The following is a 25,053-nucleotide window of genomic DNA, read 5'->3' on the forward strand; positions in this document are numbered from 1 at the left end:
GGACGAGACGCACCCGATGAGACGCACGGGATGAACCGAGGGGAGCCGATGGACGAGCCGTCCGCCACGCAGCCGGAACCGGGCGACGCGACGGCGAGTGTGATCGCCACGCGCGGCCTCACCAAGCGCTACCGCGGCGGACAGCTCGCCGTGGACGGTCTCGACCTGACCGTCCCGGCGGGCAGCGTCTTCGGCTTCCTCGGCCCGAACGGCTCCGGCAAGACCACCACGATCCGCATGCTGATGGGCCTGATCGAGCCGACCGCGGGCACCGCCCGGGTGCTCGGCCGGCCCATGCCGCGCGCGGCCCGTACGGTCCTTCCGCAGGTCGGCGCACTCATCGAGGGCCCCGCCCTGTACGGCTTCCTCTCCGGCCGGGACAACCTGCTGCGCTACGACGCCGCGGACCCGACCGCCGACCCCCGCACCCGGAGCGCCCGCGTCGCCGTGGCGCTGGACCGGGTCGGTCTCGCGGCCGCCGCCGGCAAGAGGGCGAAGGCGTACTCGCTCGGCATGAAACAGCGCCTGGGACTGGCCGCCGCGCTGCTCCAGCCGCGCAGACTGCTCGTCCTGGACGAGCCCACCAACGGCCTCGACCCGCAGGGCATGCGTGAGATCCGCACCCTGATCAGGGAGCTGGCCGCCGACGGCACGACCGTCTTCCTCTCCTCCCACCTCCTCGACGAGATCGAGCAGGTGTGCACCCACGCGGCGGTCATGGCGCAGGGCCGGCTCGTCACCCAGGGCGCGGTGGCCGACCTGGCCGCCGGGGCCCGCGACCGGCTGGTGGTGACCACCCCGGACCCGGCGGAGGCGGCACGCGTGCTGAAGGAACTGGGCGTCGGGGACGTGACGGCCGACGGGGACCGGGTCACCGGTGAGCCGCCCGCGCGGGATCTGGCCGAGGTGACCGCGGCCCTGGTCACGGCGGGCGTCCGGGTCCGGGGCCTCACCGTCGAACGGGCCTCGCTGGAGGACGCGTTCGTGGCGCTGACCGGGGAGGGCTTCGATGTCGCGGGCTGATGTGCTCCAGGCGGGTGCCGGGCGCCGGCCGAACCCCTTGTGGACCCTCGGGCTGCTGCGCAGCGAGCTGGTCACCACCGTCCGCCGCTGGCGCACGCTGGCCCTGCTCGGGGTGCTGGCCGCGGTGCCGGTGCTGGTCGGGATCGCCGTGAAGATCGAGACGCGGGGCGGCGGGCCGGCGGGCGGCGGCGGCGAGGGCCCGGCGTTCATCTCGCAGATCACCAACAACGGCCTGTTCCTGGTCTTCACCGCGCTGGCCGCGACCCTGCCGTTCTTCCTGCCGATGGCGGTCGGTGTCGTCGCGGGCGACGCGATCGCCGGGGAGGCCGGCGCGGGCACCCTGCGCTATCTGCTGGTCGCGCCGGCCGGCCGTACCCGGCTGCTGCTCACCAAGTACGCGACGGTGCTGGCCTTCTGCCTGCTGGCCACGCTGGTCGTCGCCGTCTCGGCGCTGCTCGTCGGCGCGCTGCTCTTCCCGCTCGGAGAGCTGACGACGATCTCCGGCACCCGGATCAGCTTCGCCGAGGGGCTCGGCCGCGCTCTGCTGATCGCCCTGGTCGTGGCCGCGTCACTGGTCGGTGTGGCGGCCCTCGGCCTGTTCGTGTCGACGCTCACCAACAGCGGCATCGCGGCGATGGCCACCACGGTCGGCCTGCTCATCACCGTGCAGATCGTCGACCAGATACCCCAGCTCCACGCCCTCCAGCCGTACCTGTTCCCGCACTACTGGCTGTCCTTCGCCGACCTGATGCGCGACCCGGTCTACTGGGACGACCTGGTGAAGAACCTCGGTCTCCAGGCGCTGTACGCGGCCGTGTTCGGCGCGGCGGCCTGGGCGCGGTTCACGGCGAAGGACATCAACGCCTAGCGCCCGCTCACCGGAGCGGGGCGCCGACGGCCTCGTGAGGGAAGCGCGCGAGGGGCGCGTCCTGTGCGAAGAACGTCTTCGCACGGGCCAGCGCATCGGCGTCCCCGCGTACGTCGCCCGGCGCGCTGCCGTTGCCGAGCAGGACCCCGCCGAAGCGCATCCGCAGGTAGGCGGCCGAGTTGTTGAGCGTGCCGGCGTACGGGTCGGCGACCGACGGCTCGTCGTCCGCCAGCGCGGCGATGCCCCAGAGGGTGCGGCCGGCCATCGTCGCCTTGAAGTCGACGCCGGGGGTGCGCAGCCAGGCCGACCAGTAGTCCAGGTAGCGCTTGGTCAGGCTGGACACCGAGTACCAGTACAGCGGCGAGGCGATCACGATGTCCGTCGCCGCCAGCGTGGCGTCCAGCAGCAGGCCGGCCGGGGTGTCCGGGGACGGCCGGACGTGGTCGCTGTCGTGCCGCAGGTCCACGAAGTCGGGCAGGGGGTGGTCGGCGAGGCGGATCCAGTGCTGTTCGGTGTCGCCGGGCAGTTGCGCGGCGGCCTCACGGGCCAGCAGTTCGGTGTTGCCCGCCTCGCGGGCGCTGCCCAGGACGAAGAGGAAGCGGCGGCTCATGGGTCCCCCAGACGCGTCATGTCGTACCGCGATTGAATGCGTCTGCATTCTATGCATACGCAAGCAACCTCCGCCAGGGTGCGGCTGGTGCGAGGCTGTGACGTCGCGGTGACGTGGAAACCGTGGGGGAGCGGACACACTGGTGGGCAGGACGCGTACGACCGGATCGCGACGCCGGGGGAGTGAGGGACACCGATGGCTGGAGTCAGCTTCGAGAAGAAGCGGGCGCCGCGGCCCGTGGGTCGTCCGGCGGCGGTGTCCGTCCGGGTGTTCGGCACGGGAGGCGCGTCGGTGGACGGGGCATCGGTCGTGGCGGCACCGGGCGAGGAGATCCAGCAGGCCGTGCTCGACCACCTCCAGCGCCTGGCCATCAGCGTCGGCGCGCCCATACGCGCCACGGTCCACGACGACCTGGGGGGCTGTGTGGTCCCCCTGGAGGTCTCGGCGGACGGCTCCAGCCGGGTGACGGGGGAGGCGGTCCGGGTGGCCCCGCGGCCGGCGAGGGCCGGGACGCGGGACATCGTGCAGGACCCGACCGGGCCGTTCGGACCGGCGCCGGTGACGAACGAGCCCGACACGGGCACCCAGGGCCCCACGGCTCGCGGCCCCCTCGCCGCCGTACCGCCGGAGCCCGCCGCCCCCACCCCAACGCCGGCCCGTGGCTTCGACGCGGTCGCCGAGGAGGTGCTCGGCGACGGGCCGCTGACCGAGACCGCCGAGGGCGCGAAGCTGCTCACCGAGCCGATGCGCCGGATCAACGAGGCCGTGCGGGCGGGCCGGATCGACACGGCGGCGGAACTCGCCGACCGGACGCTCGCCGAGGCCACCGCCGTGTTCGGCCCGCGCCACGCCGAGGTGCTGCACCTGCTCGAACTGTCCGCCTACATCGCCTACCTGGCCGGTGACCCGGTCCGCGCCTTCCGGCTGTCCCTGGACGTGGCCCGGCAGCGCCGCCAGGCACGGGACGGGGAGGCCGCCTACGACAATGTGCGCAGCGCGGCCACCGCCTGGCGCGCGGTGCGCGACCCGGAGGAGGGCCTGCGGCTGGGCCGCGACCTGATCGACCTGTGGACGGACCTCACCACCGAGCCGGGCCCCGCCGCGCAGGACCCGGGCCCGCTGGAGTCCGCCCGCGCCCGCATGGTCCGCCTGACCGACCGCGCGGCGAAGGCGGCGGCGCGGGCGTGACCGGCCCCGGGCGGCGCGGGCGCACCCGGGGTCACTGCACGCAGAACTCGTTGCCCTCCGGGTCCGTCATCAGCACCCACTGGCCAGCGGGCTCCTCGACCTCGCGCACCACCCGCGCGCCCAGCGCCTGAAGGCGCGTCACCTCGTCCGCGCGCCGTTCCGGGCCGGCGTGGACGTCGAGGTGGAGCCGGTTCTTCACGGTCTTCGGCTCCGGTACCCGCTGGAACAGCAACCGCCGCCCGAGCCCGGTGCCGGTCTCGGGGTCGTACGGGTCGTCGGGGTGCCGTACGGCGATGAGGTCACGGAACGCGGGCCGCCCGTGGTACTCGACGGTGGCCTCCCCGGACAGCGCGCCGAAGGACAGCAGCCGTTCGACGAGGGCGCTGTTGTCCTCGGGGAGGTAGTGCAGCGCGGCGGCCCAGAAGTCGGCCTGTGCGTGCGGGTCGGCCGCGTCGATGACGAGCTTCCAGTGCAGGGGGGCGGGCGCCTGTGTGGTCATGGCCCCCACTTATAGCCGGACGCGTCGGCGGAGGGGGGCGCTCCGCCCACTCGGGCGACTCGGGTCAGGCATCCGCCGGGGTCGACGCCGGGGCCGACGGAGCAGCGGAAGCCGATGGCGACGGAGATGTCCCGACCGTGCGGGTGCTCGGCACCGCGAGCCGCGCGGGCCGCCTCGCCCACCGCAGCGCGTCGCCCGTGAGCAGGAGGAGCGCCAGCCAGACCAGCGCGAACCCGGCCCACCGCTCGGCCGGCATGGCCTCGTGGAAGTACAGGACGCCGAGCAGGAACTGGAAGATCGGGGCCAGGTACTGGAGCAGGCCCAGCGTGGACAGGGGCACGCGGATCGCCGCCGCGCCGAAGCAGACCAGCGGGAGGGCGGTGACGATGCCCGTGGAGGCGAGCAGGGCGGCGTGTCCGCCGCCGTCGTTCAGGAAGCTGGCCCCGCCGTGCGCGGTCAGCCACAGCAGATAGCCGAGCGCGGGCAGGAACTGGATCGCGGTCTCGGCGGCCAGTGACTCGACGCCGCCGAGGTCCACCTTCTTCTTCACCAGCCCGTAGGTGGCGAAGGAGAAGGCGAGGCAGAGGGAGATCCACGGCGGGCGGCCGTAGCCGACGGTCAGTACGACGACGGCGGCGAGGCCTATGCCGACCGCCGCCCACTGCACGGGCCGCAGCCGCTCCTTGAGGAGCAGCACGCCCATCGCGATGGTGACCAGCGGGTTGATGAAGTAGCCGAGCGAGGCCTCGACGACATGGCCGGCGTTCACCGCCCAGATGTAGACGCCCCAGTTCACGGTGATGACACCGGCCGCCACGGCTATGAGGCCGAGCCGACGGGGCTGGCGCAGCAGCTCCCCGGCCCAGGCCCAGCGGCGTACGAAGAGCAGCGCGGCGGCGACGAACACCAGGGACCACACCATGCGGTGGGCCAGGATCTCCATGGCGCCGGCCGGTTTGAGCAGCGGCCAGAACAGAGGCACCAGGCCCCACATCCCGTAGGCGGCGAAGCCGTTCAGCAGGCCTGTGCGGTGCTCACGCTCGGACGTCCCGGCCACGTCCCCTCCTTCTCGCCCGTGCGTCCGGCGTGGACGCACGGAGACGAAGGTAGCGCCGGGCCGCCCCGGCTGTCATGCTCGTATCGCCATACGGTCATGACAGCCGGGGTAGGCCGTCCGGGTCAGCCCTTGAGCGCGGCGGTGACGGCCTCCGCGAGCGGTGTCGTCGGGCGGCCGATCAGCCGGGACAGGTCGCCGGAGGAGACGACCAGTTCGCCCTTCTCGATCGACGCGTCCACGCCGGCCAGGATCCCGGCCACCGGCGCGGGCACCCCGGCGCCGGTCAGGATGCCGGTGAGGGTCTCCACCGGGACCGGGTTGTAGACGATCTCCCGGCCGGTCTGCCGGCTTAGCTCGGACGCGTACTCGGCGAAGCTCCACGCCTCGTCCCCGCCCAGCTCGTACGTCGTGTTCTCGTGGCCCTCGCCGGTCAGCACCGCGACCGCGGCAGCGGCGTAGTCGGCGCGGGCGGCCGAGGAGACCCGGCCGTCACCGGCGGCGGCCACGACCGCACCGTGCTCCAGCACCGGTGCCAGGTTCTCGGTGTAGTTCTCGTGGTACCAGCCGTTGCGCAGCAGGCTGTAGGGCAGGCCGGAGGCGAGGAGCACCCGCTCGGTCGCCTGGTGGTCGTCGGCCAGCGCGGCCGTGAGGGTGCCCGGGGCGCTGGTGTAGGCGAGCAGCGCCACGCCGGCCGCCTTGGCCGCCTCGATGACGACCGTGTGCTGCCCCACCCGGCCCTTGTCGAACTCGTTGCCGGAGATCAGCAGGACCTTGTCACCGGCGGCGAACAGGCCGTCGAAGGTCTCGGGCACGTTGTAGTCGGCGACGGCCAGCCGCACTCCGCGGGCGGCGAGGTCGGCGGCCTTCGCCTCGTCCCGCACGACGGCGGTGACCTGCTCGGCCGGGACCTTCTCCAGCAACTGCTCCACGACGTGCCGGCCGAGGTGTCCGGTGGCTCCGGTGACGACGATGCTCATGGTGGGTGACTCCTTCTCCAGTGGGTATGTCACTCACCCTAGGAGCTGCACTAACCGAGCGAAAGTACCCACTTTGAAGTAGGGTACTGGTATGCCGGTAAGGAAGAACGTGGTGGATGCCGAGGCGATGTGCCCGCACCGCCTGGTCCTGGAACACGTCACCAGCCGCTGGGGCGTCCTCGTACTGATCGAACTGCTGGAGCGGCCGTACCGGTTCAGCGAGCTGCGCCGTGCGATCAGCGGCCTCGGCGGCCGGGGCGTCAGCGAGAAGATGCTCACCCAGACCCTCCAGACCCTGGAGCGCGACGGCCTGGTCCACCGGGACGCCAAGCCGGTCATCCCGCCCCGCGTCGACTACTCGCTCACCGGCCTCGGCCGCGAGGCGGCGGAGCAGGTCCGGGCCCTCGCCCAGTGGACGCACGCCCGCATGGACGCGGTCGAGGAGGCCCGCCGGGCCTACGACGAGAGCCGCCGGGCCTACGACGAGAGCCGCCGCGCATACGAAGAGGCCCGGGGAAACCAGTCCCGGGCCTCCTGAGCCGACGGACGGATCAGCCGACGACCGTCCAGGTGTCCCCGCCCGCCAGCAGCGCGGCCAGGTCGCCCTTGCCGTGCTGCTCGATCGCGGTGTCGAGCTGCTCGGCCATCGCCGTGTCGTAGACCGGCCGCTCGACGGAGCGGAACACGCCGATCGGGGTGTGGTGCAGGGTGTCCGGGTCGGCCAGCCGGGACAGGGCGAACGCCGTGGTCGGGGACGCGGCACGGGCGTCGTGCACCAGGACCTCGGCCTCGTTCTCCGGGGTCACGGTCACCACCTTCAGGTCGCCGGTCCGCCGGTCGCGGACGACGCCCCGCGAGCCGTCGGCGCCGAAGCGGATCGGCCGGCCGTGCTCCAGCCGGATCAGCGCTTCCTCGGCCTGCTGCTTGTCCTTCAGGGCGTCGAACGCGCCGTCGTTGAAGATGTTGCAGTTCTGGTAGATCTCGATCAGCGCCGTGCCCGGGTGGTCGGCGGCGGCGCGCAGCACCTCGGTCAGGTGCTTGCGGTCCGAGTCGATCGTGCGCGCCACGAAGGACGCCTCCGCGCCGATCGCCAGCGACACCGGGTTGAACGGCGCGTCCAGCGAGCCCATCGGCGTCGACTTGGTGACCTTGCCGACCTCGGAGGTCGGCGAGTACTGGCCTTTCGTCAGGCCGTAGATCCGGTTGTTGAACAGCAGGATCTTCAGGTTGACGTTGCGGCGCAGGGCGTGGATCAGGTGGTTGCCGCCGATGGACAGCGCGTCGCCGTCACCGGTGACGACCCACACGCTCAGGTCCCGGCGGGAGGAGGCCAGGCCCGTCGCGATGGCCGGGGCGCGGCCGTGGATGGAGTGCATCCCGTACGTGTTCATGTAGTACGGGAAGCGGGAGGAGCAGCCGATGCCGGAGACGAAGACGATGTTCTCCCGCGCGAGGCCCAGTTCCGGCATGAAACCCTGGACGGCCGCGAGGATCGCGTAGTCACCGCAGCCCGGGCACCAGCGCACCTCCTGGTCCGACTTGAAGTCCTTCATCGACTGCTTGGCCTCGGCCTTGGGGACCAGCTGGAGCAGCCTGTTGGTGGCGTCAGTCATCGATGGCCTCCTTCAGCGCCGCGGCGAGCTGCTCCGCCTTGAACGGCATGCCGTTGACCTGGTTGTAGGAGTGGGCGTCGACCAGGTACTTCGCCCGGATGAGGGTGGCGAGCTGCCCGAGGTTCATCTCGGGGACGACCACCTTGTCGTAGCCCTTCAACACCGTGCCGAGGTTGCGCGGGAAGGGGTTGAGGTGGCGCAGGTGGGCCTGGGCGATCGACTCGCCGGCCGTGCGCAGCCGCCGTACCGCCGCCGTGATCGGGCCGTAGGTCGAGCCCCAGCCGAGGACGAGGGTCCTGGCGCCGTGCGGGTCGTCGACCTCCACGTCGGGTACGTCGATGCCGTCGACCTTGGCCTGCCGGGTGCGGACCATGAAGTCGTGGTTGGCCGGGTCGTAGGAGATGTTGCCCGTGCCGTCCTGCTTCTCGATGCCGCCGATGCGGTGCTCCAGGCCCGGGGTGCCCGGGATCGCCCACGGCCGGGCCAGGGTCTTCGGGTCCCGCTTGTACGGCCAGAAGACCTCGGTGCCGTCCTTCAGCGTGTGGTTCGGGCCGGAGGCGAACCGCACCCGCAGGTCGGGCAGCTCGCCCAGGTCGGGGATGCGCCACGGCTCGGAGCCGTTGGCCAGATAGCCGTCGGACAGCAGCATCACCGGCGTCCGGTACGTCAGCGCGATCCGGGCCGCCTCCAGCGCGGCGTCGAAGCAGTCGGCCGGGGTCCGCGGCGCCACCACCGGCACCGGCGCCTCGCCGTTGCGGCCGTACATCGCCTGGAGCAGGTCGGCCTGCTCGGTCTTGGTCGGCAGACCCGTCGACGGGCCGCCGCGCTGGATGTCCACCACCAGCAGGGGCAGCTCCAACGAGACCGCGAGGCCGATCGTCTCGCTCTTCAGGGCGACACCGGGGCCACTCGTCGTGGTCACCGCCAGCGAGCCGCCGAACGCCGCGCCCAGCGCCGCGCCGATGCCCGCGATCTCGTCCTCGGCCTGGAAGGTGCGCACGCCGAAGTTCTTGTGCTTGCTCAGCTCGTGCAGGATGTCCGAGGCCGGCGTGATCGGGTACGACCCCAGGAACAGCGGCAGATCCGCCTGGCGGGACGCGGTGATCAGGCCGTAGGCGAGGGCGAGGTTTCCGGAGATGTTCCGGTAGGTGCCGACCGGGAAGGCCCTGGTGGCCGGCGCCACCTCGTAGGAGACCGCGAAGTCCTCGGTCGTCTCGCCGAAGTTCCAGCCCGCGCGGAACGCCGCGATGTTGGCCTCGGCGATGTCCGGCTTCTTCGCGAACTTCGACTTCAGGAACTTCTCGGTGCCCTCGGTGGGCCGGTGGTACATCCAGCTCAGCAGGCCCAGCGCGAACATGTTCTTGCTGCGCTCGGCCTCCTTGCGGGAGAGGTCGAACTCCTTCAGCGCCTCCACGGTGAGCGTGGTCAGCGGCACCGGATGGAGGCTGTAGCCGTCGAGCGAGCCGTCCTGGAGCGGGTCGCTGGCGTACCCGACCTTCTGCAGGGCCCGCTTGGTGAACTCGTCGGTGTTGACGATGATCTCGGCTCCGCGCGGGAGATCGCCGATGTTGGCCTTCAGGGCGGCCGGGTTCATGGCGACCAGGACGTTCGGCGCGTCACCGGGAGTGAGGATGTCGTGGTCGGCGAAGTGGAGCTGGAAGGACGAGACACCGGGCAGGGTGCCGGCGGGGGCGCGGATCTCGGCGGGGAAGTTCGGGAGGGTGGAGAGGTCGTTGCCGAAGGAAGCGGTCTCCGAGGTGAAACGGTCCCCGGTGAGCTGCATGCCGTCACCCGAGTCCCCCGCGAACCGGATGATCACCCGGTCCAGGCGCCGCACGTCCTTCGCGCCGCCCGGTTTGCGCTGCTCTCCCACGACGGTTCCGTCGGTCTGCTCCGCTGGGCTGCTGACCTGGCTGGTCACTGAACTGGACCTCCTTCGAGGCGGCTGTCCGGGGCCTGGTCGTCCCACGGACCATCCCAGGATCAACCCTACGTCGGTTAGGGTCGCCTTCCCGAGGCCATCCAGGGATTGGACGACATTTCGAGACGGCCTGTCGCGCTGTGTGCACATCATGTCCCGCATCGCCTGAGCACCGTCCAAGGCGCTCCCCGCGCGTGTACAGGTTCTCTCCTCCGGCTCCCGTCCGGACCCCCGGTCGCCCCCTACGGGTCGCCCCGGGCCTTCCTCCCGGGTACCCGCCTCCACCGAAGCGGGAGCGGCTGACGCGGCGCTGACGGGAGGCTGACACCGGGCGGCCGGCTAGGAGTTCAGGTAGGTGAGAACGGCCAGAACGCGCCGGTGGTCCCCCTCGCTCGGGGCCAGACCGAGCTTCAGGAAGATGTTGCTGACGTGCTTCTCCACGGCGCCGTCGCTGACCACGAGCTGCCGGGCGATCGCCGAGTTCGTCCGCCCCTCCGCCATCAGCCCCAGCACCTCGCGCTCCCGAGGGGTCAGCCCCGCCAGCACGTCCTGCTTGCGGCTGCGGCCGAGCAGCTGCGCGACCACCTCCGGGTCCAGCGCCGTACCGCCCTCGGCGACCCGCACCACCGCGTCCACGAACTCCCGTACGTCCGCCACCCGGTCCTTGAGCAGATAGCCGACGCCCCGGCTGGAACCGGCCAGCAGTTCGGTGGCGTAGCGCTCCTCGACGTACTGCGACAGCACCAGCACCCCGAGTCCGGGGTGCAGCCGGCGCAGCAGTACGGCCGCCCGGACGCCCTCGTCGGTGTGCGTCGGCGGCATCCGTACGTCCGCCACGACCACGTCGGGCAGCTCGCCCCGCTCGTCCAGCTCGGAGATGGTCTTCACCAGCGCGTCCGCGTCGCCGACGCCCGCCACGACCTCGTGCCCGCGGTCGGTCAGCAGCCGGGTCAGGCCCTCCCGCAGCAGCACTGAATCCTCGGCGATGACCACCCGCACCCTGTCCTCCACGATTCTTCCGGCCCCCCACAGCCTGATCCCCCGCGACGCCGTCCGTCCGGGGCGTCCTTCGGGGGTCCAGCATTCCAGCAATCCCCCCGGACCGCCGCCGGACCCGGGGGAATGCCGGGGGAATAGCGGGGGCGCGGGCGGGGCGTGCCCCCGGGGCTCGTACATGTCCGCATGCGCCGCCCGCGCGGGCGCGCCACCATTCAGGCGGTCAGGCGTGCCGCCGTTCCGTCACCGTCAGTCTGGTACTCAGGCGTGCCGCCGGTCTGCCGTGCGGGCGTGCTGCCGTTCCGCCGTGCGGGCGTGCCGCTGGTCTGCCGTGCGGGCGTGCTGCCGTTCCGCCGTGCGGGCGTGCCGCTGGTCTGCCGTGCGGGCGTGCTGCCGTTCCGCCGTGCGGGCGTGCCGCTGGTCTGCCGTGCGGGCGTGCTGCCGCTGCGTCGTTCAGGTGCTCGGGCGCGCCGTCGTTCCACCGTTCAGGCGTGGGCGGCGGCCGGGCCGCGGCCGGCGACGCCCCGGCGCCCGCCCGGCAGTAGCCCCTGCGTGCCGCCGCTCCCGCTCTGAGCCGTTCGGGTGTTCAGCCGCGCCAGGGCAGTTCCGCGATCACCCGGGTGGGGCCGCCCGCCGGGGAGTCCACCATGAGGATCCCGTCCACCGCGTCCAGGCGGGCGGCGAGGCCGGCCAGCCCGGAGCCCCGGGAGGCGTCGGCGCCGCCCACGCCGTCGTCGGTCACCTGGAGCATCAGCCGGTCCTCCGAGCGCCAGACGTCGACGGAGGCGGACCGGGCGCCGCTGTGCTTGCTGATGTTCTGGAGCAGCTCGGAGACGGTGAAGTAGGCGATGCCCTCGATGGCGGGGGCGGGCCGGGCAGGCAGGTCGACCTCGACCCGCACCGGCACCGTGCAGCGGGAGGCGACCGCCGACAGGGCCGCGTCCAGGCCGCGGTCGGTGAGCACGGCCGGGTGGATGCCCCGGGCGAGGTCGCGCAGCTCCTGGAGGGCCGTCTTCACCTCGCCGTGCGCCTCCTCCACCATCCGCGCCGCCGTCCGCGGGTCCTCCCGCAGCTTCTCCTTCGCCAGCCCCAGATCCATCGCCAGGTTCACCAGCCGGGCCTGCGCCCCGTCGTGCAGGTCCCGCTCGATGCGGCGCAGATCGGCGGCGGCCGTGTCGACCACGACGCCCCGGTCGGACTCCAGCTCCACCACCCGCGCCGACAGCGGCGACGGTCCGAGCAGCCCGCGCACGAGCAGCCCGTCCACGGTGGTCAGGGCCCGTACGAGCCAGGGCGTGGCCAGGGTGAAGACCAGCCCGATCAGCGCGGTGACGGTGATCTCGAAGGGGTTGTCGAGGTAGACGCTGTGGTGGGCGTCGCCGTAGAGCTGGATCCCGCCCTCGCCCGCGTACGCCGGGAACACCCAGAACCACAGCGGATAGCTCAGCAGCGCCCAGCCGCAGGACCAGAAGGTCAGCGCCACCGAGAACGAGAACACCGCCCACGGGAACTGCACCAGCGCGTACAGCGCGTGCCGCCAGGAGGCGCCGCTCTTGAGCACCGCCCCCATCCAGGCCGCCGCGCCCGGCTTGCGCAGCCGCAGCGGCTCGGGGTCGGCCACCTCCAGGCCGAGCAGGCCGCGCGCCCGTGCCCGCTCCAGCACGCCGAAGCCCCGGCAGCCGGCGAGCGCCGCCGCCAGCACCGGGATGCCGAGGAAGGTCACCAGCAGGCCGGCGCCGAGCGTGACCATCGTCACCGTCCAGCAGAACAGGACGGTCGCCACCGGCAGGCTCAGCAGCACGTAGCCGAACTCCCGCCAGCTCCGCGCCTCGAAGGGCGCCCGCAGCCCGGCGGGCAGCCGGTGCCGTGGCTCGCTGCGGGTGGCGTACCCCTGTCCGTAGTCCGTGACCATCGGTGTCGTCCCGTTCTCCTCGTTCCGGCGGCGGTTCCAGCCGTACCTCCAGGGTGGTCCGCCGGGCGTTGTCGGGGTATGGAGTCCGTCGGCGTCTTGACCGGGGGGTTTTCCCCACCCCCACCCCCACGCTCCCGCCCAGCCGTACTGCCGTGATCGGCCGTACTGCCGTGGTCGACCGGAGGCCGTGGTCAGCCGTGGTGCCGCCGTCAGCCGCAGTGCCGTAGTGCCGCCGTGTCAGCCGCCGTGCCGTGGACGGGCGCCGTCGCAGCGCGGTGCGAAACGCCGCCACGCGCGCGTGAGGCGTTTCCGCGTCTCACGCGCGCGTGGCGGCGTCGGCCGGCCCTGTGCGGGCCGGGCGGGCGGGGCTACTCCTGAGCCATGCGCGGGCGGGGGCCTACTCCTGCCGGTCGCGCCAGGGCAGCTCCGCCGTGACCACCGTCGGGCCGCCCGCCGGGGAGTCGACCACGAACAGGCCGTCCACCGCGCCCAGCCGGTCCGCCAGGCCCCGCATCCCGCTGCCCCCCTCCAGCCGGGCGCCGCCCCGGCCGTCGTCGCGGACCTGGATCAGCATCCGCTCGTCCGTGCGCCACACGTCGACGGAGGCGGACCGGGCCCCGCTGTGCTTGCTGATGTTCTGGAGCAGCTCGGAGACGGTGAAGTACGCGATGCCCTCGATGGCCGCCGCCGGCCGGGCCGGCAGGTCGACGGTCACCGTCACCGGCACCGTGCAGCGGGAGGCGACCGCCGACAGGGCCGCGTCCAGGCCGCGGTCGGTGAGCACGGCCGGGTGGATGCCCCGGGCGAGGTCGCGCAGCTCCTGGAGGGCCAGCTTCACCTCGCCGTGCGCCTCGTCCACCATCGCCGCCGCCGCGTCGGGGTCCTCCAGCAGCTTCTCCTTGGCGAGGCCCAGCCCCATGGCGAGGTTGACCAGCCGCGCCTGGGCCCCGTCGTGCAGGTCCCGTTCGATCCGGCGCAGGTCCGCCGCCGCCGTGTCCACCACGATCCCGCGGTCGGACTCCAGCTCGGCGATCCGGCGCTCCAGCTCGTCCGAGGGCGAAAGCAGCCCCCGCACCATCGCCCGGTCCAGGTTCGCCATGCCCCGCGCCAGGTACGGCAGCACGGGCCACAGCACGAACAGCGAGGTCAGCACCGTGACGAAGGTGAGGATGCCCCAGGGCAGCCGGATGGCGTCGTACAGCAGCGTCCGCCAGCCCACCGGGTCCTTCAGCGCCATCCACAGTCGCTGCACCGGGCCCCCGCCCTTGGCGAGCGGCAGCGGCGACGGCTCCTCCACCCGCACCCCGAGCAGCTTGCGGGCCCGGGCCCGTTCCAGCTTGCCCAGCTGCCGGGCGCCCAGCAGGGACAGCGCGAGCAGCGGGAGACCGATCACGGTGATGGTGAGGGCGCCGCCGGCCACCAGCACGGTGACCGCGTACGTGAATCCGAACAGCGCCACCGGCAGGTTCAGCAGGAGATACGCGATCTCCTTCCAGGTGTGCGCCTCATAGGCCGGCCGGGGCGGCGGCAGCCGGTGCAGGCCGTCGTGTCCGCCGTTACCGGCACGGCCGTCGTGTCCGTCGTGTCCGCCGTTACCGGCACGGCCGTAACGTTCGTCGGTGCCGCCGGTCCGGTCGGCGGCGGGGCTGGGAGCGGTCATGCTGCTCAGCCTGCCGTGCGCGGCACCGTCCACGCCATGCGGTGCGCCGCCCTCCGCCGCCGGGGGAAAACCCCACCCCATTCCGGGTACCGGCTGTCCCAGGGTCTGACGGGCTGCTTACCGGTTCTTTATCAGGGCCTAGACTCCCGTGCGTACAGGTCAACGAGGTCCACGAGGTCAGGGAGCGAGGGACGGACGGTGCGGGAGACGTTGGGGGACTCGTCGTACGCCGCGGTGAACGTCGTCGCGGCCGGCTACTTCCGGTCCTACTCGGTGGTCGGACTGCTCGCCCTCATCGGCGTGCTCTTCGTCGCGGTCGCCTTCGGCGCGGGCCGACTGCTGCGCCCGGTCGTGCCGACACCGGAGAAACTCCTGACCTACGAGTGCGGCGTCGACCCCGTCGGCGAGGGCTGGGCCCACACCCAGGTCCGCTACTACGTCTACGCCTTCCTGTACGTGATCTTCGCGGTCGACTCGATCTTCCTGTTCCCCTGGGCGACGGTCTTCGCCGCCCCCGGCTACGGCGCGACGACCCTGGTGGAGATGTTCATCTTCCTCGGCTTCCTCGCCGTCGGCCTGCTGTACGCATACAAGAAGGGCGTCCTGGCATGGACGTGAACCCCTCGACCCCCGAGTCCGTGTACCTGCCGGAGCCGAAGAGGCTGGGCGCGCTCGCCCGCCTCGCTCCCGAGCCGATGAAGGTCGTCCTGAACTGGGGCCGCCGCTACTCGCTCTGGGTGTTCAACTTCGGCCTCGCCTGCTGCGCGATCGAGTTCATCGCCGCGTCGATGGCCCGCCACGACTTCATCCGCCTCGGCGTGATCCCGTTCGCGCCGGGCCCCCGCCAGGCCGACCTGATGGTGGTCTCGGGCACGGTGACGGACAAGATGGCCCCGGCGGTCAAGCGCCTGTACGAGCAGATGCCGGAACCCAAGTACGTCATCTCCTTCGGCGCCTGCTCCAATTGCGGCGGCCCCTACTGGGACTCGTACTCGGTGACGAAGGGCGTCGACCAGATCATTCCCGTCGACGTCTACGTCCCCGGCTGCCCGCCGCGCCCCGAGGCGCTGCTCCAGGGCATCCTCAAGCTCCAGGAGAAGATCGCCCGCGAGTCGCTGGGGGAGCGGTACGACAACGGGCCCGCCCGGCCGTCCACCGCCGCCCTCCAGAGCGGCCTGGTGCGACCCCCGGCGCCGGCCGGTGAGGGGGACACGCGATGAGCACGGCCGTCGGCTGGCTGCCCGCCCCCGCGGAGGAACTCTTCGGTACGGAGGCCACGGCCGAGGAGTCCTACGACGTCCTGACCGTGGACGTACCGCCGTCCGTCTGGCTCACCGCCCTGGAGACGGCCCGTACGACCCTGTCCTGCACCTACTTCGACTGGCTGAGCGCGGTCGACGAGCCGGGCACCGGCTTCCGGGTCTGCGCGCACGTCGTCGCCCTGCACCCGGTCCGCCGGCTCCTCGTCCGCACGACCGTGCCGCACGACGCACCGGCCCTGCCCTCCGCCGTCGGCGTCTACGCCGGTGCCGCCTGGCACGAGCGCGAGACCCACGAGATGTTCGGGGTCGTCTTCGAGGGCCACCCGGGGCTGGAGCACCTCCTCCTCCCCGAGACCTTCGAGGGCCACCCCCTCCGCAAGGACTTCGTCCTCGCCGCCCGCGTCGCCAAGGCCTGGCCGGGCGCGAAGGAACCCGGCGAGTCCGAACACGGCGGCCCCAAACGCCGCCAGATGCTGCCCCCGGGCGTGCCCGACCCCAACGAGTGGGGCCCCCTGAAGGGCCAGCTCCCACCCGCCCCGACCCGCCCGGCCAGGGCGGCGGGCCGCGCGGCGGGAGGCGCGGCCGGGGAGCGTCCGGTACGGCGCACCCGCTCGGCCGCGGAGGGCTCGGCCAGCCAGGCCGCCGCCGCGGGCGGGCCGGCAGACGCTGGTGCTGGTGCTGGTGCTGGTGCTGGTGCTGGTGCTGGTGCTGGTGCTGGTGCTGCTGCCGGTGCCGGTGCCGGGGCTGGTGCTGCCGGTCGGCCGCGTCGGATGCGGAGTGCGAGCCAGGGCTCGGTGAGCCAGGCGGCGGTGCCGGGCGAGGACGCGGCGACGCGCAAGCAGGCCGCGACCGAGGGCGACGCCACCCGGGCGGCGGCGCAAGGACCCACGGAAGGCCCGGCCGCCGAGGCCTCGGCGGCGTACGAGCCCGGCCCGACGCCCGCACCCGCCCGGCCGCGCCGTGCCCGCAGTGCCTCGGAGGGCTCGGCCTCGCAGCGCACCCAGGCGGCGCCGGAGCCGGTCTCGACGGAGGGGACCGGTCCGACGGCGCCGACGAAGCGGACGGAGCCCGCGGAACAGGCCGGCCCGGCACAGCGGACGGGACGGACGGAGCCGACGGAACCGGGGGAGTCGGCGGGACGGGCGGAGTCGGCGGGACAGGCAGAGTCGGCGGGACCGGCCGGCGCCACCCGCCCCGCCCGTCGGAGCACCGCCCCGCGCAGCTCCGACGCCCCGTGGCACCACGCCCGCCCGGCGTTCGCCGAGCCGGAGCCCACGGCCGAGCCGGAGCCCACTGCCGGACTGGAGCCGCGGAAGGCAGCCGACCAGGATCGGTCCGCGGAATCGGAGCAGCCTGCTGAGCCGGACCAAGACCGGTCCGCGGAATCGGAACCGCCTGCTGAGCCGGACCAGTCCGCGCAGCCGCAGCCGCAGCCGCAGCCGCAGCCGCAGCCGCAGCCGCAGCCGCAGCCGCAGCCGCAGCCGCAGCCGCAGTCGGCGTCGGGCGAGGAGCCGGCACCGGAGCCCGAGCACGAGCGCGCGCCAGCGCACCCGCAGGCACCGGAGCCGAAGCCGGAGCAGGCGCGCGCCCCCGAGCCGCGCCCCGACGCCCCCGAGAACGACCCGGCCACCACCACACCCGACCCGACCATCCCCGACGACCCCGCAGGAGGCCCGCAGTGAACGGCGCGCTCGACGTCGCCCTGCGACTCGTGGTCGTCTTCGTCGTCTTCCTCACCTTCCCGCTGATCGTGGGTCAGACCGAGCACAAGGTGATGGCCCACATGCAGGGCCGGCTCGGACCGATGTACGCGGGCGGCTTCCACGGCTGGGCGCAGCTCATCGCGGACGGCGTGAAGTTCGCGCAGAAGGAGGACGTGGTCCCGGCGGGCGCCGACCGCCGCGTCTTCCAGCTCGCCCCCGCCGTGGCCCTGCTGCCGTACCTCCTCGTTCTCCTCGCCATCCCCATCGGCCCGAGCGAGGGCGCCGTCGGCCAGGTCCTGGACGCCGGTGTGTTCTTCGTGCTCGCGGTGATGGGCGTCGGCGTCCTCGGCTCGCTGATGGCCGGCTGGGCCAGCGCCAACAAGTTCTCCCTGCTCGGCGGTCTGCGTACGGCCGCCCAGCTGCTCGCCTACGAACTCCCGATGCTGCTGGCGGCGGCCTCGGTCGCGATGGCGGCGGGCACCGTCTCCCTGCCCGGCATCGTGCATGCCTTCCACTGGTGGTGGCTGCCGTGGCAGGTCGTCGGCGCGATCGTCTTCTTCGTCGCCGGACTCGCCGAGCTGCAACGCCCGCCGTTCGACATGCCGGTCGCCGACTCGGAGATCATCTTCGGCGCGTACACCGAGTACACCGGACTGCGGTTCGCGCTCTTCCTCCTCGCCGAGTACGCCGGGATCGTCGTGCTGTGCGGCCTGACCACCGTCCTCTTCCTCGGCGGCTGGCACGGACCGTGGGGCCACGACGGCCTCGGCTGGGTCTGGACCCTGCTGAAGACCGCGATCCTCGCCTTCGTGGTCATCTGGCTCCGCGTCACCTACCCGCGGCTGCGTGAGGACCAGCTCCAGAAGCTCTCCTGGACCCTCCTCGTCCCCCTCTCCCTCGCCCAGATCGCCCTCACCGGCATCGTCAAGGTGGTGATCAGCTAACCATGGCTGTGCCGTCCCCACCCTCCCGTCCGCGCATTCCCGGCTCCGGCCTCGCCAAGGGCCTGGCCGTCACCCTCCGCACGATGACGAGGAAACACGTCACCGAGCAGTACCCGGACGTCCTGCCCGAACTCCCGCCCCGCTCCCGTGGCGTGATCGGCCTGTTCGAGGAGAACTGCACGGTCTGCATGCTGTGCGCCCGCGAGTGCCCGGACTGGTGCATCTACATCGACTCCCACAAGGAGACGGTCCCGCCCGCCGCCCCCGGCGGCCGTGAGCGCAGCCGCAACGTCCTCGACCGGTTCGCGATCGACTTCTCCCTGTGCATGTACTGCGGTATCTGCATCGAGGTGTGTCCTTTCGACGCCCTGTTCTGGTCCCCGGAGTTCGAGTACGCCGAGACCGACATCCGCGACCTCACCCACGAGCGGGACAAGCTCCGCGAGTGGATGTGGACCGTGCCGGCCCCGCCCGCCCTGGACCCCGGCGCGGAGGAGCCCAAGGAGATCGCCGCCGCCCGCAAGACCGCCGAGAAGCTGGCCGCCGCCCAGGCAGAGCCGGCCGAGCAGCAAGAGGGGGAGTCGTGACCCTCGCCGCGGCCACGGTGGCCGCTTCCGGAACACCGGGCTTCCTGTCCCCGACCGGCGTCGAGATCGCGTTCCTGCTCGTCGGCCTGGTCACCTTCGGCGCCGCGCTGGTCACCGTCACCACCCGGCAGCTGGTGCACGCCGCCCTGTGGCTGGTGGTCGCCCTCGGCGGGCTCGCCGTGGAGTACCTGCTGCTCACGGCCGAGTTCATCGCCTGGGTACAGGTTCTGATCTACGTAGGTTCGGTCGTCGTCCTGCTCCTGTTCGGTCTGATGCTCACCCGGGCCCCCATCGGCCGCTCCCCGGACGCCGACTCCGGCAACCGCTGGGCCGCCCTCACGGTCGCGGTCGCCGCCGCCGTCGCCCTGGTGTGGGTGGTCGTCGATGCCTTCCGGACCACCTGGATCGACCTGGACGGCCCGGCCGCCGGCACCACCGAGGTCACCGGCGCGAGCCTGTTCCGGCACTGGGTACTGCCCTTCGAGGCGCTGTCCGTGCTGCTCCTCGCCGCACTGGTCGGCGCCATCGTGTTGTCCCGCAAGGCCAAGGCCGACGCCGGCCCCGGGGTCCCCGGGAAGGAAGGCGTCCGCTGATGCACCTCGCCTACCCCGCCGTACTCTCCGCCCTCCTGTTCTGCACCGGCCTGTACGGCGTCCTCGCCCGCCGCAACGCGATCCTGGTCCTGATGTCGGTCGAGCTGATGCTCAACGCCGTCAACCTCAACCTGGTCGCCTTCGACGTCTGGCTCAGCCGCGCCGCGAAGGAGACCCTGCACTCCGGCCAGGCGCTGACCCTGTTCACCATCGCCATCGCCGCCGCCGAGATCGGCATCGGCCTGGCGATCGTGCTCGCCGTCCACCGCAACCGGGGCACCTCCGACATCGACAAGCTCCGCGACACCGCCGAGGGCCCCGGCACCGAGGGGCCCGGCACCTCCGCGGCCGAGAAGGCTGAGGCCACCGCGTGACCACGACCACCCTCGCCGTCCTCGTCCCCCTGCTGCCGTTCCTGGGCGCCGCGGGCGGTCTGCTCCTCGGCCGCACCGCCCCGGGGTTCGTCCGCCCGCTCGCCGTGCTGCCGCCGCTGGCCTCACTGGTGCTGGCCGCGCTGGTCGCCGTACGGCAGGGCGGCGACGCGGCCGTCGACGCCCACACCGAGCTGACGCCCACCGGATCGGTGCCGATCGAGCTGGCCCTGCACATCGACGGCTTCGCCGCGCTCGTCGCCGTCCTGGTCGCGTTCGTCGCGGCCTGCGTGCAGATCTACTCCACCGGCTACCTGCGGGACGACCCGCGCTACCCCTCGTACGCCGCTCTCGTCTCCCTGTTCACCTCCGCGATGCTCCTGGTCGTCTACTCCGGCGACCTGATCGTGCTGCTGGTCGGCTGGGAAGTCATGGGCATCTGCTCCTACTTCCTGGTCGGCCACTACTGGGAGACCCCCGAGGCCCGCGCCGCCTCCCTGAAGGCCTTCCTGGTCACCAAGCTCGGCGACGTGCCGTTCCTCATCGGTCTGTTCGCGCTGGCCGCCGACGCCGGGTCGTTCCGCATCACCCGCGTCCTCGATGCCGTCGCGAGCGGCGGCATCGACCATCCGACGGTGATCGCGCTGCTGCTGCTCGCCGGTGTCGCGGGCAAGTCGGCGCAGTTCCCGCTGCACACCTGGCTCCCGGACGCGATGGCGGGCCCGACACCCGTCTCGGCGCTGATCCACGCCGCGACGATGGTCGCCGCCGGTGTCTACTTCACCGCCCGTCTCCTCCCGCTCTTCGAGGCCTCCCGGGCCGCGATGGTGGTCCTCGCCGTCATGGCCGCCGTGACCATGGCCGGCTCCGCTCTCGCCGCGCTCGCCCAGGACGACATCAAGCGCGTCCTCGCCTACTCGACGATCGGCCAGCTCGGCTACATGACCGGTGCCCTCGCCGTCGGCGACCGCGGTGCCGCCGTCTTCCACCTCCTCACGCACGGCGCCTTCAAGGCGCTGCTGTTCCTCGCGGCAGGCGTGATCATCCACGCCGCCGGCACCAACTCGCTGGCCGCCATGTCCCGCGTGCACGGCCTGCGCGACCGCATCCCGGACGCCTACTGGACGATGACCGTGGCGCTGCTCGCGCTGGCCGCGATCCCGCCCTTCAGCGGCTTCTTCTCCAAGGAGTCCGTCCTCGGCGCCGCCGAGCACGTGACCTCCGGCCACACCGAGCGGGCCCCCGGCGCCGCCGGCTGGATCGTCCTCGTCGCCGGCCTGGTCACCGCCCTACTGACGGCCGCGTACGCCACCCGGCTCTGGCTGCTGGCCTTCCGCGGCCGGGGTGCCGAGGCCCCCGACCACGGCCGCCAGCCGCTGACGATGACCGTGGTGCTCTGGGTCCTGGCGATCCCCTCCCTCGCTCTGGGCGGGCTCGCCTACCGCGCGCTGCCCCACTGGTTCGACGGCCGGGGCCTGACCCCCACCCTGCTCACCTCGGTCCTGGGCACGGGTCTCGCCCTGGTCGGCGGGCTGCTCACCTACGGCGCCTGGCAGCGCACCGCCGCGCTCGCCGCCCGCGTCCCGCTCGGTGCGGTCGCCGCCCACCCCGAGGAGGACGCCGGACTGGTCGAGGCCGAGGCCATCGCCACCCATGAGCCGGCCTACGGAGACATCGCCTACGCCCCCGACCCCGCGGACCCGGCACGGCTGCTGCTCGGCCCGCTGCACCGGCACGCGGCCGCCGGCTTCCACCTGGACGCCGTGTACACGGCGCTGTTCGTCCGCCCGGTCCAGGCCGGGGCGAGTCTCGTCCGGTTCCTCGACCGCGAGGTCGTCGACACCTACGTACACGGCGCCGCCGCCGTGCCCCGACTGCTCGGGGCCGCCGTGCGGCGGGCGCAGACCGGCAACGTGCAGACCTATGTGAGCGCGCTGCTCGCCGGCACCGTCGTCCTGGCGGTCGCCGTCCTCCTCGTCGCCACGGGAGTGTGAGCAGGCGTGATCGATATCAACGAGTCCGTGATGCAGTTCCTTCTGGCATTCGTCGTCGTCGGCCCGCTCCTCGGCGCCGTCACCGCTCTCCTCCCGGCCCCGCCCGGACTGAAGGGGAAGTCGCCGGGGCAGGCGGTGCTCCGGCACGGCGTGACCGTGACCGGCGCGGTCCTCATCGCCGCGATCGTCCTCGCGCTCGGCTTCGACCACGACCACCCGTCGAAGACGCAGGCCACCACCGACATCAGCTGGATCCCCGCACTCGACGTGCGGATCCACCTCGGCATCGACGGCATCTCCCTCCCCCTTCTGGTCCTGACCGCGCTGCTGACCTTCCTCTGCGCGCTCTACTCCTACTTCAAGCCGCCGTCGGGCCCGTCCCCGAAGGCGTTCGTCGCCCTGCTGCTCCTGCTGGAGGCCGGCACCCTCGCGACCTTCGCCGTCCTCGACCTGCTGCTGTTCTTCCTCGCGTTCGAGATGGTGCTCATCCCGATGTACTTCCTCATCGCCCGCTGGGGCGGCGAGGGCCGGACCCGGGCCGCGTGGAAGTTCATCCTGTTCACGCTGCTCGGCTCCGTGGTCATGCTGCTCGGCCTGCTCCTGATCGGAATCAAGGCGGGCACCTTCGACATGGTGGCACTCGCCACTGACAACGGCCGGTCGCTGAGCACGTCCGTGCAGGTCACCGCGGTTCTGGCGATCGGGATCGGGCTCGCGGTGAAGGCGCCGATGTGGCCGCTGCACAGCTGGCTGCCCGACGCCCACACCGCCGCGCCGACCGTCGGCTCGGTCCTGCTGGCCGGTGTCCTGCTCAAGATGGGTACGTACGGTTTCGTCCGTATCCTGCTGCCGGTGGCGCCGGACGGTTTCCGCACGTTCGCGCCGTACCTCGCCGCGTTCGCCGTCGTCGGGATCCTCTACGGGTCCCTGGCCTGCCTGGCCCTCGCCAAGCGGGGTGCGAAGGGCGACCTCAAGCGCCTCATCGCGTACTCCTCCGTCGGCCACATGGGCTTCGTCCTGCTCGGCATCGCCACCATGACCCCGACCGGCGTGAACGGCGCCCTGTTCGCCAACATCGCCCACGGTCTCATCACCGGCCTGCTGTTCTTCCTGGTCGGCGCCCTGAAGGACCGCACCGGCAGCACCGACCTCGACACCCTCGCCGAGCAGACCGGCGCCGCCCTGTACGGCCGGGCCCCGCGCCTGGGCGGTCTGCTCGCCTTCGGCGCCGTCGCCTCCCTCGGCCTGCCCGGACTCGCCGGGTTCTGGGGCGAGATGCTGGCCCTGTTCGGGGCGTTCCAGCCCGCCGCCGGCCTCAGCCGTCCCGGCTTCCTCACCTTCATGGCGATCGGCGCGTTCGGCACCCTGCTCACCGCCGCGTACATGCTGATCGTGGTCCGCCGCGTCTGCATGGGCGGCGCGGAGCGGGAGGTGCCCAAGCTCGCCGACGTCCACGGGTACGAGTTCGCCGCCTGGACCCCGCTCGTCGCCCTCACCGTCCTCGCCGGACTGTGGCCGAAGGCCCTGCTCGGCCTGACCGACCCGGCCGTGCAGCAGCTCCTCGCAGGAGGCACCCGATGAGCGCCCAGCCGCTTGCCGAGTCGCTGGTCCAGTCCGTCGACTGGCTCGCGATCGCCCCGCCCACCCTCGCGGCCGTCGTGGCGCTCGTCGTCCTCGTCGCCGACCTCTTCCTGCCGGAGCCCCGCAAGGCCGTACTCGGCTGGATCTCGGTCGCGGGCCTCGCCGCGGCGACCCTGCTGCTCCTGCCCCTCCTGGACGGCGACCGCAGCACCTTCTGCCTCAGCGGCCCCGCGCGCGCGTGCAGCTACACCGCCGACCACTTCACCCTCGTCATCCAGTTCCTGGTCCTCGGCGGCGCCCTGCTGGCGGCCCTGCTCTCCGTCACCCACCTGGACGACGAGCGACGGCGCGTCCCCGCGGGCGAGTTCTGGTTCCTGCTGCTGTCCTCCGCGGCCGGCGCCGCCCTGCTGCCCGCCTCCCGGGACCTGGCCACCCTGATCGTCGCCCTGGAGGTCGCCTCCCTGCCGGCCTTCGCCCTCGTCGGCATCCGGCACGGCGACAAGCGGTCCTCCGAGGCCGCCCTGAAGTTCTTCCTGTCCTCGGTCACCGCCACCGCGGTCAGCCTGATGGGCATCAGCTTCGTCTACGCCTCCACCGGCACCCTCTACCTCACCCAGGTCGCCCAGCGCCTCCCGCACGTCGACGGACAACTGCACACACTCGCCCAGACCGGCGTCGTCCTGACCCTCGTCGGTTTCGCCTTCAAGACGGCCGCCGCGCCCTTCCACTTCTGGGTGCCGGACACCTACGTGGGCGCGCCCCTGCCCGTCGCCGCCTACCTGTCCGTCGTCGGCAAGGCCGTCGGCTTCTCCGGTCTGATCCTCGTCACGGTCGTCGCGTTCCCGTCGTACGCCGACGTCTGGGGGCCCGCGCTCGCCGCCCTGGCCGCCCTCACCATGACCGTCGGCAACGTCGCCGCCCTGCGCCAGCAGGCCACGCGCGCGTACAGCGCCGTACGGCTGCTCGCCTGGTCCTCCGTCGGCCAGGCCGGCTACCTGCTGGTGCCGATCGCCGCCGCCGGGTACACCAAGGACGCCCAGAAGGCGATCGGCTCCACGGTCGCGTACGCCCTGATGTACGCCGCCGTGAACCTCGGCGCCTTCGCGGTGGCCGCCCTGGTGGGCCGCGGCCGCGCCCTGAACCGGATCAGCGACTACCGGGGCCTGTACGCCACCAATCCGCTCAGCGCGCTCCTGCTGGCCTTCTTCCTGCTGTGCCTGGCCGGGCTGCCGCCGGGTGTCATCGGCCTGTTCGCCAAGGTCACCGTGTTCTCGGCGGCCGTCGACGCGGGCCTCGGCTGGCTCGCCGTCGTCATGGCCGTCAATGTCGTGATCGCCCTCTTCTACTACCTCCAGTGGACGGCCCTGCTGTTCCGCGCCCCCGAGGGCGAACCCGCCCGGCACCGCGTCCCGGCGCCCGTCACCGCCACCCTCGCCCTCACCGGAGTCCTCGCCGTCGCCCTCTCCGGAGCACCCCAGCTGGTCCTGCGCTTCGCGGCCGGCGGACTGTTCTGAGGAGTCGCCACGCGCGTGTGGGGCACTCGTGCCGGCACGCGCGCGTGGCCGAACCCGCACGTCATCCGTACGGCCGTCGCGCACCGCCGTACGCACCGGGGAACTCGGGGCCGCCGCCTGGCGTTGTCATCAGCGGGAGGGTCCACTGGATCAGAGTGTTCCCCAGCTGCACGACTTGGA

General features: G+C 72.7%; 23 protein-coding genes. 14 read left to right on the forward strand and 9 right to left on the reverse strand.

The window, feature by feature from the left end:
* Positions 1-48 precede the first annotated feature (48 nt).
* Positions 49-1,023 carry an ABC transporter ATP-binding protein gene (locus ACH4LD_RS24485; protein WP_398056538.1) on the forward strand — a complete coding sequence of 325 codons (975 nt, stop codon included), beginning with the start codon at positions 49-51 and terminating at the stop codon, positions 1,021-1,023.
* Positions 1,010-1,891, forward strand: coding sequence for an ABC transporter permease (locus tag ACH4LD_RS24490; protein WP_014674304.1), 882 nt, complete (start codon positions 1,010-1,012; stop codon positions 1,889-1,891). The genes ACH4LD_RS24485 and ACH4LD_RS24490 overlap by 14 nt, the downstream gene beginning before the upstream one ends.
* Before the next feature lie 7 nt (positions 1,892-1,898).
* Here the strand turns inward: ACH4LD_RS24490 and ACH4LD_RS24495 are convergent, their stop codons facing one another.
* Complete coding sequence (locus ACH4LD_RS24495; RefSeq protein ID WP_132787034.1) at positions 1,899-2,501, reverse strand: NAD(P)H-dependent oxidoreductase; 603 nt, start codon at positions 2,499-2,501, stop codon at positions 1,899-1,901.
* A 195-nt stretch (positions 2,502-2,696) separates the two neighbouring features.
* Here ACH4LD_RS24495 and ACH4LD_RS24500 point away from each other — a divergent pair, with 195 nt between their 5' ends.
* Positions 2,697-3,689: a hypothetical protein gene (locus tag ACH4LD_RS24500; RefSeq protein WP_398056537.1), complete on the forward strand. Its 993-nt coding sequence runs from the start codon at positions 2,697-2,699 to the stop codon at positions 3,687-3,689.
* A 31-nt stretch (positions 3,690-3,720) separates the two neighbouring features.
* On the opposite strand, the gene ACH4LD_RS24505 is transcribed toward ACH4LD_RS24500, so the two are convergent.
* The 3 genes from ACH4LD_RS24505 to ACH4LD_RS24515 all read right to left on the reverse strand — a co-directional run bounded on the left by ACH4LD_RS24505 (position 3,721) and on the right by ACH4LD_RS24515 (position 6,222).
* A complete protein-coding gene (locus tag ACH4LD_RS24505) occupies positions 3,721-4,188 on the reverse strand; it encodes a VOC family protein (RefSeq protein WP_398056536.1) in 468 nt (155 codons plus the stop codon).
* 64 nt (positions 4,189-4,252) lie between these two features.
* Positions 4,253-5,245: an EamA family transporter RarD gene (gene rarD / locus ACH4LD_RS24510; RefSeq protein ID WP_398056535.1), complete on the reverse strand. Its 993-nt coding sequence runs from the start codon at positions 5,243-5,245 to the stop codon at positions 4,253-4,255.
* 122 nt (positions 5,246-5,367) lie between these two features.
* Positions 5,368-6,222, reverse strand: a complete 855-nt coding sequence (locus tag ACH4LD_RS24515; protein ID WP_398056534.1) for an SDR family oxidoreductase — start codon at positions 6,220-6,222, stop codon at positions 5,368-5,370.
* A 91-nt stretch (positions 6,223-6,313) separates the two neighbouring features.
* Between ACH4LD_RS24515 and ACH4LD_RS24520 the strand changes: the two genes are divergently transcribed.
* Positions 6,314-6,760, forward strand: a complete 447-nt coding sequence (locus tag ACH4LD_RS24520) for a winged helix-turn-helix transcriptional regulator (protein WP_398056533.1) — start codon at positions 6,314-6,316, stop codon at positions 6,758-6,760.
* 13 nt (positions 6,761-6,773) lie between these two features.
* Here ACH4LD_RS24520 and ACH4LD_RS24525 read toward each other — a convergent pair whose 3' ends face one another.
* The 5 genes from ACH4LD_RS24525 to ACH4LD_RS24545 form a co-directional block, all read right to left on the reverse strand.
* Positions 6,774-7,835, reverse strand: coding sequence for a 2-oxoacid:ferredoxin oxidoreductase subunit beta (locus ACH4LD_RS24525; RefSeq protein ID WP_398056532.1), 1,062 nt, complete (start codon positions 7,833-7,835; stop codon positions 6,774-6,776).
* On the reverse strand, positions 7,828-9,756 hold the full coding sequence (locus ACH4LD_RS24530; RefSeq protein WP_398056531.1) for a 2-oxoacid:acceptor oxidoreductase subunit alpha: 1,929 nt from the start codon (positions 9,754-9,756) through the stop codon (positions 7,828-7,830). Before ACH4LD_RS24530 ends, ACH4LD_RS24525 begins: the two co-directional genes overlap by 8 nt.
* 339 nt (positions 9,757-10,095) lie before the next feature.
* Positions 10,096-10,767, reverse strand: a complete 672-nt coding sequence (locus ACH4LD_RS24535; RefSeq protein ID WP_132787020.1) for a response regulator transcription factor — start codon at positions 10,765-10,767, stop codon at positions 10,096-10,098.
* 571 nt (positions 10,768-11,338) lie between these two features.
* Positions 11,339-12,664 carry a sensor histidine kinase gene (locus ACH4LD_RS24540; protein ID WP_398056530.1) on the reverse strand — a complete coding sequence of 442 codons (1,326 nt, stop codon included), beginning with the start codon at positions 12,662-12,664 and terminating at the stop codon, positions 11,339-11,341.
* 397 nt (positions 12,665-13,061) lie between these two features.
* Complete coding sequence (locus ACH4LD_RS24545; RefSeq protein WP_398056529.1) at positions 13,062-14,324, reverse strand: sensor histidine kinase; 1,263 nt, start codon at positions 14,322-14,324, stop codon at positions 13,062-13,064.
* Positions 14,325-14,522: 198 nt separating this feature from the next.
* Between ACH4LD_RS24545 and ACH4LD_RS24550 the strand changes: the two genes are divergently transcribed.
* Genes ACH4LD_RS24550 through ACH4LD_RS24595 form a run of 10 tightly spaced genes read left to right on the forward strand, consistent with a single transcriptional unit; the run spans position 14,523 to position 24,873 of the window.
* Positions 14,523-14,942 carry an NADH-quinone oxidoreductase subunit A gene (locus ACH4LD_RS24550; RefSeq protein WP_103812756.1) on the forward strand — a complete coding sequence of 140 codons (420 nt, stop codon included), beginning with the start codon at positions 14,523-14,525 and terminating at the stop codon, positions 14,940-14,942.
* A complete protein-coding gene (locus ACH4LD_RS24555; RefSeq protein ID WP_132787016.1) occupies positions 14,933-15,544 on the forward strand; it encodes an NADH-quinone oxidoreductase subunit B family protein in 612 nt (203 codons plus the stop codon). Before ACH4LD_RS24550 ends, ACH4LD_RS24555 begins: the two co-directional genes overlap by 10 nt.
* Complete coding sequence (locus ACH4LD_RS24560) at positions 15,541-17,268, forward strand: NADH-quinone oxidoreductase subunit C (RefSeq protein WP_398056528.1); 1,728 nt, start codon at positions 15,541-15,543, stop codon at positions 17,266-17,268. Before ACH4LD_RS24555 ends, ACH4LD_RS24560 begins: the two co-directional genes overlap by 4 nt.
* The gene (locus ACH4LD_RS24565; RefSeq protein WP_398056527.1) at positions 17,265-18,233 is read left to right on the forward strand and encodes an NADH-quinone oxidoreductase subunit H; all 969 of its coding nucleotides are present in this window, start codon (positions 17,265-17,267) and stop codon (positions 18,231-18,233) included. Before ACH4LD_RS24560 ends, ACH4LD_RS24565 begins: the two co-directional genes overlap by 4 nt.
* Positions 18,234-18,235: 2 nt before the next feature.
* Positions 18,236-18,820: an NADH-quinone oxidoreductase subunit I gene (locus tag ACH4LD_RS24570; RefSeq protein ID WP_132787010.1), complete on the forward strand. Its 585-nt coding sequence runs from the start codon at positions 18,236-18,238 to the stop codon at positions 18,818-18,820.
* Entirely contained in the window at positions 18,817-19,413 is a 597-nt protein-coding gene (locus ACH4LD_RS24575) for an NADH-quinone oxidoreductase subunit J (protein WP_398056526.1), read from the forward strand. The genes ACH4LD_RS24570 and ACH4LD_RS24575 overlap by 4 nt, the downstream gene beginning before the upstream one ends.
* Entirely contained in the window at positions 19,413-19,787 is a 375-nt protein-coding gene (gene nuoK, locus ACH4LD_RS24580; RefSeq protein WP_132787006.1) for an NADH-quinone oxidoreductase subunit NuoK, read from the forward strand. The genes ACH4LD_RS24575 and nuoK overlap by 1 nt, the downstream gene beginning before the upstream one ends.
* The gene (locus tag ACH4LD_RS24585) at positions 19,784-21,778 is read left to right on the forward strand and encodes an NADH-quinone oxidoreductase subunit L (protein ID WP_398056525.1); all 1,995 of its coding nucleotides are present in this window, start codon (positions 19,784-19,786) and stop codon (positions 21,776-21,778) included. The genes nuoK and ACH4LD_RS24585 overlap by 4 nt, the downstream gene beginning before the upstream one ends.
* 6 nt (positions 21,779-21,784) lie before the next feature.
* Entirely contained in the window at positions 21,785-23,359 is a 1,575-nt protein-coding gene (locus ACH4LD_RS24590; RefSeq protein ID WP_398056524.1) for an NADH-quinone oxidoreductase subunit M, read from the forward strand.
* Positions 23,356-24,873, forward strand: coding sequence for an NADH-quinone oxidoreductase subunit N (locus tag ACH4LD_RS24595; protein WP_398056523.1), 1,518 nt, complete (start codon positions 23,356-23,358; stop codon positions 24,871-24,873). The genes ACH4LD_RS24590 and ACH4LD_RS24595 overlap by 4 nt, the downstream gene beginning before the upstream one ends.
* Positions 24,874-25,053 lie beyond the last annotated feature (180 nt).

Source organism: Streptomyces sp. NPDC017676, assembly GCF_044329325.1.
Classification (GTDB): Bacteria; Actinomycetota; Actinomycetes; order Streptomycetales; family Streptomycetaceae; genus Streptomyces.